This window comes from Mucilaginibacter sp. L196, from assembly GCF_009765905.1.
Classification (GTDB): Bacteria; Bacteroidota; Bacteroidia; order Sphingobacteriales; family Sphingobacteriaceae; genus Mucilaginibacter.
On the sequence record NZ_LMUO01000011.1, the window covers coordinates 1 to 14,638 of the forward strand.

The following is a 14,638-nucleotide window of genomic DNA, read 5'->3' on the forward strand; positions in this document are numbered from 1 at the left end:
CACCTCTTCCCATTCCGAACAGAGAAGTTAAGCCCGCCAGAGCCGATGGTACTGCAGTAAAATGTGGGAGAGTAGGTCGGTGCCAAATCTTATCAAGAAGCCTTTCGTCTAATCGACGAGAGGTTTTCTTGTTTATATGCCTTTACAACCAATAATACATAAGCCCCCGTTTAATCAATGGGGGCTTTGGGCGTTATAAGAGTTGTGTAGGGAGTGCGGTGAAAACACCACAAGTGTTCGGAGTATTTAAAGAGGGTGTCATGCAGCACCCGAAGCTCTGGGCAAAGGCCTTTACGCTTATGATTTGAGTGCCTAGCCATGACAAGTTTTGTTTCAGAAATGTTTTAAGGTGTCACCCTTCGAGAGCCTCAGTATGAGACCTTTTTCTTATCATTTCTCCTTCAGATTCTGCAAGATTTTATAACATAGGACAACACCCCGCTTCAGCTGGCTCGTCCCTTTGTTGTGGACTGTGCGCTATATTAATAATTGGTTATGAACACACGCGGCACGCGTGCGCCAGCAAAGGAATCAAGGATTGCAGTAAAAGTTATGATCTATATAGCTGAAGAGAAATCTAATGTTTTTATGTACTTTTCCATAAATGCATAGTTTGGCTCACCTTTAATTGTAGGTAACTTTATTTTATCGTTTTCCATTCTGTCTTTAGACCATTTTCTTCCGTAATTGAATCGATATTTTTCTTGCCTTAATACACTACATATAAATAATCCTATATATTTATTTATTTCAAATTTTGGTTTCAAAATATTTACATCTGATGTAGCATAAAAATTTTGTGTTTGATAGAATGATTCGCCTGTTGATGCACCATTCATTGCAACTGTAATTGTATTGCCTTTGAATATTTTTTTACCAGTAACGTAAGATGATACTCCGTTATTTACGCCTGTTGCACTAACAAGGGGTGTATTTCCTAAAGTACATTTATTAATAACCTCGTGTCCCTTTTCTACGATAAATAAATATTTCAATGGGAAGTATTTCCATTCTGATACATTTAAATCTAATGAGTTAAGATCAAGCTTGTCGTTAGACAGACTAATTTCATTTTCTATAATAATATTTTTAAACTCAGAAGGTACTTCAGAAGGTAATAATAGACTGTTAATTGTTTTGTTGGCTTGACGTCCAAAGCTATAGCGATACTGATTTTCTTTAATACAATAGCAATAAAATAATTTTTCGATCTCAGACATAGCTTTTAACGGAGTAAGTACGAAAACATGATCCCCCGTATAGAACGGTTTTGGCTGAATAAATGATTCTAAAACTGAATTTCCGCTACCTGCAACGGTAATTAACCCTGCGTCAAATGGTTTAACACTATCATATGGACTCACAATTGCAGAGATTCCGTTATTAAATCTTGTGCGTGAAACATATTTTATTTTCATTTTCTTCTTCACAAGTAGTCAATAATGTAAGATTTAGACTATTACCGTATGATACACGGAATATAGAATTTAAGGCGACTTTATTCATCTATATCATTCAATTTTTTAAATAAGACAAACTTTTTTACGCTATTTATAAAATCCTTCGGGCTAATTTTATTGTAATCGGTTTCCATATAAGCTTCTGCGCACCACTCATCCAACGGAGTAACAACTTTTTTTACACTTAATCCAGGTATTTCTTTTCTATTAATATAAGAATTTAACCAATTCTCTTTTATTGCTGACCAAGAATTAAAAAAATCTATTCTGCCACGATTTTTCCTTTTTATGAATCCATCATTTTTCCAATAACCAAAGTATGTTTCTTTATTCTTGGGATGTGGTTTATGAGCCGTAAGAACCATTACAACGGTAATTACACCAACTTTTGAGTTAATAAACAGTTCATCTGGCATTGAAAAAACAGCTTCTAATGTATGATTTTCTAAAAGTTTGGTTTTTAAATTTAATAATACTCCCTTGGTGGATAGTGCTCTATCCATTGGTATAATCGCTACACAAGTACCAGAAGTCTGAAGCATTTCTAAATTATTCAAAATAAAAAGTAATTCTTCTGTATCACTTTTTTTCTTTTTATTCTTATAAGGTGGATTTAAAAGACCAATATTTGGTTTAGACAGTTTAACTTGTGAGATAATATCAGGATCAAAACAGCTGCCATGTATAATATTAGTTTTACCATCTTGATGTATGTACATATTTGAGCAAGCTAATGCAAAAATGTCATCTTGATATTCAATACCAATAAGTTGCTTTTCTTTTATTGATTTAATTTTAACAGTATCTTCATTACTATCTTTTATCATTTTATTCATTGCACTGATTAAAAAGCCACCAGTCCCTGTGCAATTATCTAATACGATGCTATCTTTATTGACACCCGCCAAGTCACAAAATAATTCAGTAATGTGCGGTGGTGTCAGAACAATTCCTAAGCCCTTATCACTATTTGCGTAGCGTAAAAATTCGATATAAAACTGTCCTAATACATCGAAATATCTATGTGTTTTAATAAAGTTGTTTACATGATCATCAATATCACTAATTAAGTCCTCTAACACGTTGTCTTCAGTAGAAAGAGCTGTATGTGTGCTAATGAACCCATAAGCTTGCTTAAGGTTTGCTAACTTTTTATTATGAAGATTTGCGTTTTGTAATTCAGTAGCGATCGTATTTACTAATGCGATCGCTAAATCTTCAGGCTTAGAGTGTTGTTTGTATGAGATTTTGAATACTTTATTTTCAAGAGCTATTAAAATTCCACTAATAAGTAAACTTCTTTGTGATTCCTTAACTTTTTTTGTATGTAAATATTCATTTAGATCTTTAGAAAATGAAAGTAAGCTCGAATAATCCTGCCTGAACTTTTCAGGTGATTGTAGATAACCTAAAACGTAATCACTTGGACTTAATAATTTGTTTCCGAATTTTTGAATTGCTACCTGTTGATCTTTTAGATATAAAAAATGGGATACTTTTAATTCTTTAGCGGTTTCACCACTTACTGCAATACATAGCACATCAAATTCTTTCGATAAAAATGAACCATATAACAATACGCCGTCTACCGAATACTCAGAATATTTATCTCTCGTAATACTTTCATGTTTTTTGGGATCTCCCTTACATTCAATTACAATTAAAAAATCTCTCCTATCCTCAAAACTTATAATGAATTCAGGATAGCCATGATTAAGACCTTTTTTAGAGGCATTTTTAAGTAGTTTATGAATTTTAGGATTATCTGATTTTTGTTCTTCGATATTTATTAAGTCATAATCACTAAAATGCTTTCTGACAATATTTTCTGTTTTTCTTTCGTTAGCCATACTTTTATATCATATCGATGACAGATACCCGGTTTCGATATTTGGTAAATATAATATGAAAAATACGATTGTTTATAGGAGTGAGATGTTTTAATTAAACCCGATAGCAGCGGATACCGGCCTCGGCGACTAAGGCCTCGCGCAGTATAAGCGAATAGCGGGACTGCCGACTATAGAAAGCACCGGCTTTGGTTTTCCAAATAAAAAAGCCCATATTATACAATACGGGCTTTACATACTCAGGAGCTTATTTCGGGATTACCCATTCTTCAACAAATAATCCTTAAACTCTTCAAATTCTTTACTCAAGATAACCGATTGTTTATCTTTTTTCTCAAGGGATTTCACTTGCTGCGGTACATTAATTTTCTCGGCTATGTTATCCGGGAATACATCAGGGAATTTACAAGGATGAGCAGTAGCTAAAAATACGCCTGAAGCCTCACTATCAGGATGCAACTTTTTCCAATCCTTTAATGCCTGCCAGGCTATTGCGGTATGTGGGCAAACTACATAGTTGTAATCTTTATCTACTTCTTTGATCGCAGCCAAAGTTTCTGTATCATCATAGCTAAAGCCAGTGATCATACCTTTTAGTTTGTTCATATCGTCCTTAAACATATCAGCAATGCGCACCCAATTGCTTGGGTTGCCTACATCCATTGCGTTAGATAATGTAGCTACCGAAGGTTTAGGCTGATAAACACCTGACTTTAAAAAAGCAGGAACGGTATCATTGGCATTAGTGGCGGCAATAAACTGCTCAATAGGCAAGCCCATTTTCCATGCGAATAAACCGGCCCCTATATTACCAAAGTTTCCGCTTGGTACCGAGAATACCACTTTATTTTTACCCTGCCTTAATAGCTGGGCATAAGCGTTAAAGTAATAAAAGGTCTGCGGAATCAATCTCGCAATGTTAATGGAGTTGGCAGATGTAAGCCTGAATTTCTCATTCAATTCTTTATCTGTGAATGCTTGTTTAACCAAGGCCTGGCAATCATCAAACGTTCCGTTAATTTCTAATGCACGGATGTTTTGCCCGTTGGTGGTTAATTGCAGCTCCTGTATGTCGCTTACTTTTCCTTTAGGGTATAAGATTGTCACCCGGGTATTTGGTACGCCCAGGAAGCCTAAAGCAACCGCGCCGCCAGTATCGCCAGAGGTAGCAACCAGTACATCCAGTTGTTTCTCGCCTTCTTCCAAAAAGTAGCTCATTACGCGGCTCATGAAACGGGCGCCAAAATCTTTAAATGCTAATGACGGGCCATGGAATAATTCCAATACATACACATCTTTCTCAAGCGGAACTATCGGCGCATAAAAATTGATCGCATCATAAATAATAGCTTTCAAATCATCGGCCGGAATAGAATCGCCTAAAAGATTTTGTGCCACATGAAACGCGATCTCAGGCAGTGTATATTCATCTAAATGATTGATGAATTTATCATCCAGGCGCGGGATAGTTACCGGCATATAAAGGCCTTTATCCTGTGGCATGCTGTTAAAAACAGCGTCTTTAAATGATACTCTTGATGCTGTATTGTTGGTACTGTATAATTCCATTTTTATTATTTTATTTTCTTGAAGCGTCATTGCGAGGTACGAAGCAATCTTTAAACTTTACAGGGCGGACCTGCACAGCATAGAGATTGCTTCGTACCTCGCAATGACGTTGTGGTTTATCCTAATACTTTAGGCCCTGCATCGTTAATAGTCGACACATAAATATTTGAACCTATTTTGATGCTGGTTAAATGTTGTTGTAATTTTTGGGTGATGAGCTTTGCTGTCTCTTCATCCTTAGTAAAGGCGAATACTGATGGGCCTGAACCTGATATGCCAAAACTAATGGCACCCATTCCCATGGCTATTTCACGCATTTTATAAAAATCAGGGATAAGCATTGATCGTACAGGTTCAACTAAAATGTCTTTCATACTGCGGCCAATCAGATCAATATCCTGCATAAATAAGCCACTTACAAGGCCCGCGATGTTACCCCATTGGGTAACGGCATCCTTCATATTTATTTTTTGGCGGATGATCTGGCGGGCTTCGCGGGTGGGTACATCAACGTCAGGGAAAACGATGGCGCAATACAAGCCTGCCGGATGTGGCAAACGAATTACATCCAAAGGATCATAACTGCGGATCAATACAAAACCACCCAATAAAGCAGGTGCAACGTTATCCGCGTGGCCATGACCACAAGCCATCTCCTCCCCTTTCATGGCGAAAGGCAATAATTTAGCAGGGTCAGCATCATCGTCCAATAAGGTCTTGATGGCATACAAACCAGCCACCGTGCTTGCCGAGCTTGAACCTAATCCGCTACCGATTGGCATTTTTTTATGTAGTTCGATATCTAAACCAACATCAGTGCGGCCTACACTTTGTAAGTAATGTTGCACACTCACGCTTACCGTGTTTTTAGCTGGATCAAGCGGTAAGCGACCATCATCACCGGTAATTTTACTGATGGTGATACCGGGTTTGTTAGTCAGGCGCATGATGACCTCGTCGCCGGGTTCATTAACCGCGAAACCTAATACATCAAAACCACAAACTACGTTAGCAACCGTTGCCGGTGCAAAAACGTGAACCCCCCGGCCCCCTGAAGGGGGAGCAATTATAGTAGGGGCTTTTATTTCTTGTTCTTTATTTTCCATTTTTGTTGAACTCTTATTCCCCCTTTAGGGGGTTAGGGGGCTAGTTAGCTCCTACGTTTATTAAATCAGCAAATACACCTGCTGCGGTTACTTCTGCACCTGCACCGGGGCCTTTAACTACCAACGGGCGTTCTTTGTACCTATCAGTAGTAAAGGAAATGATATTATCACTGCCTGATAGTGTAAAGAATGGGTGGTTCTCATCAACCATTTGAAGGGTGATAGATGCCTTTCCATTATCCAATTTACCTATATATCTTAAAACTTTGCCTTCGGCTTCAGCTGTGTTTTTAAGATTCGCGAAAAACGCGTCTTCGGTTTTCAACGCAGCATAAAATTCATCAACAGATTGCGCGTCAAGGCAGGCTTGCGGCAACATGTTCTCAATTTCTACATCAGCTTCTTCCATCGCGTAACCTGCGTCACGTGCCAGTATTAATATCTTGCGCATAAAATCCTTACCACTTAAATCATCGCGTGGGTCAGGTTCGGTATAACCTTTTTCCTGCGCCGTTTTAACCACATCGTGGAAATTGGCGTCGCCCTTGAAATTATTAAAGATGAAGGATATTGTGCCCGAAAGTATAGCTTCAATACGCTGTACACGGTCGCCGCTGTTCATCAAATCTTTTAATGTGCGGATGATCGGTAATCCGGCACCAACATTAGTTTCGTAAAAGAAATCAACCCCATGGCGTCTCGCGGTGTCATGAAAATTGCGGTATTGGCTGTAAGCGGCCGAGTTACCTATTTTATTACAGGTAACTACGGATATATTTGATTTAAAAGCTTCCTCGTAAAATGCAATCGGATTAGGGCTGGCTGTGTTATCAATAAATACGCAGTTCGGCAGGTTCATGCTTTTCATGCGTTGGATAAACTCTTTCAGATCGGCTTTTTCATCCGATGCTTGCAGATCATCTTCCCAGGTATCTAAAGATATGCCGTCAGCATTAAAAACCATTTTTCGTGTGTTGCTGATACCGGCGATTTTAACCTGTATGCCATTATGCTCCTGTAAAAAGTCGCTGTGCCCGTTTAATTGTTTAAATAATGTTTTGCCGATGTTACCGGTACCTAAACAGAATGCATGCAATGTTTTGGTAAGCTGAACAAAAAATGCATCATGTACCGCATTCAATGCTTTTGCCAGATCGTGTGAGGATATGATAACAGAAATATTGTACTCAGATGATCCCTGCGCGATAGCCCTTACATTTACACCGTTACGACCCAAGGCGTGGAATAATTTACCGGATACACCCGGGGTTTGTTTCATGTTTTCGCCTACTACGGCTAATACGGCCAGGTTGGCTTCTATTTCCGGGCTTTCAAGTTTGTTAGCTAATAATTCTAACTCAAATTCCTGTTCTATCAGCGCTTTTGCTCTTTCAGCATCGGCTGGCTGTACCGCGAAAGTTATGCTGTGCTCTGATGAAGATTGGGTGATCAATATGATATTGATCTGCTCACGGGCTAACAACGAAAACAATCGACCGCTAAAGCCTGATTTGCCTACCATGCCACTACCTTCTAAATTTAGTATGCTGATATTATTGATGGTAGATATGCCTTTGATTGGCAGATTAGATGCTTTACAATCATGGCGGATAACCGTTCCTTCAAACTGCGGCTCAAAAGTATTTTTAATAACGATCGGGATCTTCTTTAAAAATGCCGGGATCATGGTTGGCGGGTAGATCACTTTGGCACCGAAGTAGGATAATTCCATCGCCTCGGTATAAGTTAACTCCGGTAAGGAAAATGCTTTTTTAACCAAACGCGGATCTGCGGTCATCATGCCGTTAACATCAGTCCATATTTGTATTTCTTCAGCATTTAATGCTGATCCTAATATCGCGGCAGTATAATCGCTGCCACCACGACCTAAAGTAGTGATCTGTCCGGCATCGTTGCTGGCTATAAATCCGGTAACAAAAAGCATTTTGCCGCTATTCTCATTATAAAAGCCTTTTACAAGTTGCTCGGTTAGCTCCATGTTTACTTTTGCTTGCCCGAAAGCGCTGTCGGTTTTAATAATTTCAGAAGCATCCACAAAAATAGCTTCAGGAAAATATTGCGCCGCTATTTTGCTGATCATCAAAGTTGAACAACGTTCGCCATAGCTTAGCACCATATCACGTGTTTTTGGGGTGAGTTCGCGTAAAGCTAAAATCCCTTGCAATAATTCTTCTAACTGGTTAAAGTTTATTTTGAGGCGAGTGAATGCCGGGTTTTGGTTTTGAATATTCAACAGGCTTTTTACAACATCAAAATGGCGGCGTTCCAGCTCAGCCAATCCAGCGGTGAAATCTTTTCCGATCGCGGCATCTTCTGCCATTGATACCAGTAGGTTAGTTACCCCGCTCATGGCCGAAAGCACAACAACGGGTTTTGCACCAGCCGGTTCATTTTTTAAAATGTTTAGTAAGGTTTGGATGCTTTGTATAGATCCTACGGAAGTACCGCCAAATTTTAAAATTTTCATATCTGTATCTAAAACAAAAAAGCCTTCCTCTTTTCGGAGGAAGGCTTTCATTTGGTTATTTATGTTTTTTACACCATACGATTATCTTCCTCCGTGTTTTACTCCGGTGGTAATAATTGTTGTAATAATGGTGCCGTTATATATCATTGTTTAAGGTGTATTTGTTACACGCCGTAAATTAAGCAGTTAATTTTTAAAATAGCAAGGGTATTGTGTTTTATTTTTTCAGGCCCTCGCTAATTTCCTACCTTTGCTGCCGAGAATGAAGGGATTAATTACAAAATCAACAGGGAGCTGGTATCAGGTACAAACCGATGAGGGCGAAAAAATTGATTGCCGTATAAAAGGCAAGTTTCGTACAAAAGGTATTGTTACCACCAACCCTATTGCCGTTGGTGATGTGGTTGATTTTGAAATGGAGCCTGAGCAGGAAACGGGTGTGATCACCAACCTGCATCAGCGTAAAAACTATATCATCCGCAAATCCATCAACCTGAGTAAGCAGGCGCAGATCATCGCCGCTAATCTCGATCAGGCTCTGCTGGTAGTTACTTTAGCTTCGCCGAGAACTTCCTTAGGTTTTATTGACCGTTTTTTGGTTACTGCCGAGGCTTATGATATTCCCGCCAGACTTATTTTTAATAAACTCGATTTGTTTAGCGATGAAGGTTTGGAGGTTTTAGCTTATTATAAAGATGTTTACGAAAAGATAGGCTATCCTTGCTTTGAAGTATCAGCTTTGGAATGTACCAATATTGAAATTGTTCAGGAACTGTTGAAAGATAAAGTGACCTTGTTTTCCGGTCACTCCGGCGTTGGTAAATCAAGTTTGATAAACCGTTTACTGCCCGATCTGGATCTGCGGACGCATCAAATATCCGATTGGAGTGAAAAAGGCATGCACACCACCACCTTCGCCGAAGCATTTGAATTACCACAAGGTGGGTTTATAATTGATACCCCCGGAATACGCGAATTAGGTGTTATCGATATAGAAAAACAGGAACTCAGTCATTTCTTCCCCGAAATGCGCCAGCGTATGCATGATTGCCGTTTCAGCAATTGCCGTCATATTAATGAGCCGGGCTGCGCCGTGTTGGAAGCTTTGGAGAATGGTGAAATTGAATTGTCCCGTTATGATAGTTATTTGAGTATCTATCATGGGAACGACACGAGGGCTTAAGGCAAGAATCAAGAGCCAAGAAGCAAGACAGAAGAAAATTGAATTCTGATTAAAAATAGAAATTGTCATGCTGAGGGACGAAGCATCTATCCGCTGATCTGCAAGCGTTGGGTCTATCGATAGATTCTTCACTGCGTTCAGAATGACAAAGGAGTTTATAAATAATATTGTCATGCTGAGGGACGAAGCATCTATCCGCTGATCTGCAAGCGTTGGGTCTATCGATAGATTCTTCACTGCGTTCAGAATGACAAAGGAGTTTATAAATAAGATTGTCATGCTGAGGGACGAAGCATCTATCCGCTGATCTGCAATCGTTGGGCCTATCGATAGATTCTTCACTGCGTTCAGAATGACAAAGGAGTTTATAAATAAGATTGTCATGCTGAGGGACGAAGCATCTATCCGCTGATTTGCAATCGTTGGGTCTATCGATAGATTCTTCACTGCGTTCAGAATGACAAGAAGTAGAAAGGTTATCTTTTATCTACAATATCATTCACCTTTGTCATGCTGAGGGACGAAGCATCTATCCGCTGATCTGCAAGCGTTGGGTCTATCGATAGATTCTTCACTGCGTTCAGAATGACAAGAAGTAGAAAGGTTATCTTTATCTACAATATCATTCACCTTTGTCATGCTGAGGGACGAAGCATCTATCCGCTGATCTGCAATCGTTGGGCTTATCGATAGATTCTTCACTGCGTTCAGAATGACAAGGGGGATAGTTATTTCCCCAGAGCTGCTGTAAAATCAGCCAACAAATCCTCAATATCCTCAATACCTATCGAGAAACGGATCATAAAATCAGAGATTCCCATTTCTGCACGGCGTTCAGGGCCTAATTCGTTGAATATAGTTTGTGCAACCGGAATAGCCAATGTGCGTGTATCGCCCAGATTGCTTGATTTAACTACTAATTGCAATTTATTTAAAAAGGCAAAGCAATCCACGCTTTCATCCAGTTCAATACTCATTAGGCTGCCGTATTTGTCAAACAATTCAGTAGCTAAAGCATGTTGAGGATGAGATTTTATACCCGGATAAAACACTTTCTTGATCAGTGGATGTGCCTCGAAAAAGTCTGCAAGGGTTTGGGCGTTATTGCTTTGGCGATCCATACGAAGAGCCAAAGTTTCTGTGCCAACCGAAATAGTGTGTGCTGCTTCCGGTGCTAAAGTGCCACCTGCATCACGCAATCCTTTTTTCCTGATCTGGGCTATGCCCCATGATTTTGGGGCGCCTTTTTTGTACACATCGTAAATGTTTGGATAATTCTCGAAGCTGTATCTGCCGGTATCGGTAACACTGCCACCCAACGCATCGCCATGGCCGCCAATGTATTTGGTTAAGGAGTTTATAACATGAGTAGCCTTTACATCAACAGGGTTGAATAGATAAGGGGTAGTCATGGTGTTATCAACTACATATAAAATGCCTTTTTCTTCGCATAAATTGCCAATGTTTACCAAATCAGCAACTTGTGTTGCGGGGTTAGCAATGGTTTCCAGAAAAACCATGCGGGTGTTTTCTTTTAACGCTGCGCGAACATTATCAACAGAAGTAGGGTCAACAAAAGTGAAATCCAATCCCATCTCCATAAAAGTAGAAAATATACTGCGTGAGTTACCAAACAGGTATGAGCTGGCAACAATATGATCTGTTTTGCGGATTAATGCTGTAATAGTAGCTGCAATGGCTGCCATCCCGGTTGAAAAAGCAATGGTAGCCATGCCTTTTTCCATTTGGGTAACTTTATGTTCTAAAGCGGTAACGGTAGGGTTTCCCTGTCTTGAGTAAGCGTAACCCTTTGTTTTATTCTGGAAAACATCCACCAAATCCTGTACATTATCATAACCAAAAGTAACCGAGGTATGAATGGGCTTGTGTAAAGCGCCATGCTCGGGTTTGCTTAAACGATCGGAGTGCAGTAATGTAGTGGTGAAACCTCTTTTAGCAGTCATTATATCTTAATATATGTAATAAACTATTGAAATTGCGAACTTATGAGTTTTTAGGCGATAAATTAAAAGATTTGATACATTGCCTGTAAATTCTACATTTCACATATAATTTTATGCGGGCAGTAATACAACGGGTTACAGAGGCAAGTTGCACAGTTGAAGGAGAATCAACAGGGAAAATAGATGAAGGTTTTTTGGTTTTATTGGGGATTGAAGATGCAGATACGGACGAAGATCTGCAATGGCTCGCCCAGAAAATAGTAGGTCTGCGTGTTTTTGGCGATGAAAATGGCTTAATGAATAAGGCTTTGGCAGATATTGATGGTAATATCTTACTGATCTCGCAATTCACACTTTTTGCGCAAACTAAAAAAGGCAATCGACCATCATTCATCAAAGCGGCAAGGCCGGACAAAGCTATACCTATGTACGAGCAAATGATAAAAACGCTTACAACCTTAACCGGCAAAAAGATAGCAACCGGCATATTCGGCGCGGATATGAAAATTAGTTTGGTGAATGATGGCCCGGTTACGATATTGATCGACACTAAAAATAAGGAGTAGCTGTTTCAATAGTGAAACAGTTTATGCACTTTATCGATATAAAAACAGGCAAAATCGAGCTAAAAAACATGCCTTTTTGGGTGAAAATGAGTCAAAAACAAGTGAAAATTGAGCATTTTAGGTCATTTTTTCACTTAAAAATAACGTTTTTTACCTCAAAATCGATTGTAAAAACCGCTTTTTTGATGCTTTTTAGTGCGTTTTTGGAGCTAAAGGTGTACCAAATGTACCAAGTGTTTCGTATTAAATAGTGGTACACACAGTAAATATTCAAGGCAATTCGTGACATTAGTATTTATATGGAAATAAAAGAAGCACAGCAACTGGTAGATAACTGGATAAAAACAACCGGCATCAGGTATTTTAACGAGCTAACCAATACCGCCATTCTGATGGAAGAGGTGGGCGAAGTAGCCCGTATTATGTCAAGGCAATATGGCGAGCAATCCTTCAAAAAATCTGATACCGAAGTGAATTTGGCCGATGAAATGGCCGATGTGCTTTTTGTACTGATATGCCTGGCCAACCAAACCGGGATCGACCTGACTGATGCGCTGGAAAAGAACATGCAAAAGAAAAGCATCCGCGATGCCGACAGGCACAAGAACAACGAGAAACTGAAATAGTAGTTATTTACGCGGTGTGTAAATAATAATACAAGCGCCGATTAAGGCTATTGTTGCACCAATAATGTCATATTTATCGGGTTTGAAATTGTCTACCTTCCATGCCCAGATGAGTGCCATTACAATGAATATACCGCCATATGTAGCATATACACGCCCGAAATTATTGGTTTGCCAGGTTGCTACTATGCCATAAAGCGCTAATATCACCCCACCTGCAATGCCGTACCACCAGGGTTTATCCTCTTTAAGGCATTGCCAGATGAGATAGCCGCCGCCTATTTCGCATAAACCGGCAAGTATGAAGATGAAGAGTGATTTGAGTATAGCCATGTGATATATTTAGTTTTTCTTGTCATTCTGAGCGGAGCGAAGAATCTGTCGATAGGCATTTGCGCCATGTATAACGGATAGATTCTTCGCTCCGCTCAGAATGACAAAGGGTTATAGGAGATAATAGTTAAAATAAATTCACCAACCGCTCTAACGCCATACCTCTCGATCCTTTGATTAATATAGTTGAATTTTTAATCGGGTCTGCTTTTAATACTTCAATAGCCTCTTCCGCAGTGTTATAAAACTTAATTCCTGACCTTTGACTCTTGACTTGTGATTTTTGTTTAGCAAACTCTTTCCCAATAAATATCCGCTCATCAACATCGGTATCTAATGCTTTTTTAATTACCGCGGCATGTTCAGCCGGTGATTCATCTCCAAGCTCGAACATATCACCCAAAATCAATACTTTCCTGTTGGCTTGTAATTTGCCAATGTTTTCAATGGCTACTTGCATGCTGCTTGGGTTGGCATTGTAGTAGTCGCAAATCAAAGTATTAGTTTCGGTTTGTTTTATTTGGGAGCGGTTGTTTTGTGGCTGATAGCCGGTAATGCCTGCATTAATTTCATCTGTCTCCAGTTCGAAATAAACGCCGATGCAGATAGCCGCTAAAATATTATCCAGATTATAAGCACCTGTAAGCTGTGTTTTAACCGGATAACTTTTGCCGGATAGTTTATTTGTCCACTCTAACGCCAGTAGTGGAGAGTTCTCAGTCAATTTGCCGATTACAGTGTTGTCTTTATTAGAAGTGCCATATAAAACCACCTTGCTTAAGGGACGGGATTTTTGCATATCCATTAATACCACATCATCGCCATTTACAAAAGCTACACCATCATCAGCTTTCAAAAAGTCATAGAGTTCGCCTTTGCCTTTTTTTATCCCCTCAACTCCTCCAAAACCCTCCAAATGAGCCTTGCCGATATTGGTGATCAAACCATGTGACGGTTGGGCTATGCTACTCAGTAATTCAATTTCTTTTTGATGATTGGCACCCATTTCAATAACAGCGATTTCATGCGTTCTGTCGATGCTTAAAATAGTAAGTGGTACGCCAATATGGTTATTCAGGTTTCCCTGGGTAGCCAATGTTTTGAATTTTTGAGAGAGTACAGCGTTTATTAATTCTTTGGTGGTGGTTTTGCCGTTGGTGCCCGTAAGCCCGACAACCGGGATGCTTAATTGTTTGCGGTGATAACGTGCCAGGTCTTGTAAAGCTGTTAAAACATCATCAACCAAAACGTATTTATCGCCAAGTTGATAGGTTTGGTTATCAATAATGGCATATGCAGCACCTGCTGCTATGGCTTGCTCTGCAAAGGTATTGGCATCAAATTTATCGCCCTTTAAAGCAAAAAATAAACTATCCGCAGCAATTTTGCGGGTATCGGTGCTGATAACCGGGTGTTGTGTGAATAACTGATATATGTCTTTGGTAGTCATGTGTATAATTTTCTCCTTGTCATTCTGAGCGTAGCGAAGAATC

11 protein-coding genes and 1 rRNA gene are annotated in these 14,638 nt (G+C 39.5%); 4 read left to right on the plus strand and 8 right to left on the minus strand.

Annotation, left to right across the window (positions count from 1 at the left end; translation table 11 throughout):
• Positions 1–88: ribosomal RNA gene (gene rrf / locus GSQ74_RS07500) — 5S ribosomal RNA — on the plus strand; the annotation flags it as partial.
• Between the two features lie 469 nt (positions 89–557).
• On the opposite strand, the gene GSQ74_RS07505 is transcribed toward rrf, so the two are convergent.
• From GSQ74_RS07505 to thrA, 5 genes are all read right to left on the minus strand, one after another.
• Complete coding sequence (locus GSQ74_RS07505) at positions 558–1,430, minus strand: restriction endonuclease subunit S (protein ID WP_158991809.1); 873 nt, start codon at positions 1,428–1,430, stop codon at positions 558–560.
• A 68-nt stretch (positions 1,431–1,498) separates the two neighbouring features.
• The gene (locus tag GSQ74_RS07510) at positions 1,499–3,310 is read right to left on the minus strand and encodes a class I SAM-dependent DNA methyltransferase (RefSeq protein WP_158991811.1); all 1,812 of its coding nucleotides are present in this window, start codon (positions 3,308–3,310) and stop codon (positions 1,499–1,501) included.
• A 258-nt stretch (positions 3,311–3,568) separates the two neighbouring features.
• On the minus strand, positions 3,569–4,879 hold the full coding sequence (gene thrC, locus GSQ74_RS07515; protein ID WP_158991813.1) for a threonine synthase: 1,311 nt from the start codon (positions 4,877–4,879) through the stop codon (positions 3,569–3,571).
• 116 nt (positions 4,880–4,995) lie between these two features.
• Positions 4,996–5,985, minus strand: a complete 990-nt coding sequence (locus tag GSQ74_RS07520; protein ID WP_158991815.1) for a homoserine kinase — start codon at positions 5,983–5,985, stop codon at positions 4,996–4,998.
• Between the two features lie 40 nt (positions 5,986–6,025).
• A complete protein-coding gene (gene thrA, locus GSQ74_RS07525) occupies positions 6,026–8,473 on the minus strand; it encodes a bifunctional aspartate kinase/homoserine dehydrogenase I (protein ID WP_158992721.1) in 2,448 nt (815 codons plus the stop codon).
• 262 nt (positions 8,474–8,735) lie between these two features.
• Here thrA and rsgA point away from each other — a divergent pair, with 262 nt between their 5' ends.
• Entirely contained in the window at positions 8,736–9,656 is a 921-nt protein-coding gene (gene rsgA, locus GSQ74_RS07530; RefSeq protein WP_158991817.1) for a ribosome small subunit-dependent GTPase A, read from the plus strand.
• Between the two features lie 728 nt (positions 9,657–10,384).
• Here rsgA and GSQ74_RS07535 read toward each other — a convergent pair.
• Complete coding sequence (locus tag GSQ74_RS07535; RefSeq protein WP_158991819.1) at positions 10,385–11,620, minus strand: cystathionine gamma-synthase family protein; 1,236 nt, start codon at positions 11,618–11,620, stop codon at positions 10,385–10,387.
• 113 nt (positions 11,621–11,733) lie between these two features.
• Here GSQ74_RS07535 and dtd point away from each other — a divergent pair, with 113 nt between their 5' ends.
• Positions 11,734–12,186, plus strand: a complete 453-nt coding sequence (dtd, locus tag GSQ74_RS07540) for a D-aminoacyl-tRNA deacylase (protein ID WP_158991821.1) — start codon at positions 11,734–11,736, stop codon at positions 12,184–12,186.
• Positions 12,187–12,485: 299 nt separating this feature from the next.
• Positions 12,486–12,812: a nucleotide pyrophosphohydrolase gene (locus tag GSQ74_RS07545; RefSeq protein WP_158991823.1), complete on the plus strand. Its 327-nt coding sequence runs from the start codon at positions 12,486–12,488 to the stop codon at positions 12,810–12,812.
• A gap of 3 nt (positions 12,813–12,815) precedes the next feature.
• Here GSQ74_RS07545 and GSQ74_RS07550 read toward each other — a convergent pair whose 3' ends face one another.
• Positions 12,816–13,145 carry a YnfA family protein gene (locus GSQ74_RS07550; protein WP_158991825.1) on the minus strand — a complete coding sequence of 110 codons (330 nt, stop codon included), beginning with the start codon at positions 13,143–13,145 and terminating at the stop codon, positions 12,816–12,818.
• Between the two features lie 127 nt (positions 13,146–13,272).
• Positions 13,273–14,595, minus strand: coding sequence for a UDP-N-acetylmuramoyl-tripeptide--D-alanyl-D-alanine ligase (gene murF, locus GSQ74_RS07555; RefSeq protein ID WP_158991827.1), 1,323 nt, complete (start codon positions 14,593–14,595; stop codon positions 13,273–13,275).
• Between the last annotated feature and the right edge of the window lie 43 nt (positions 14,596–14,638).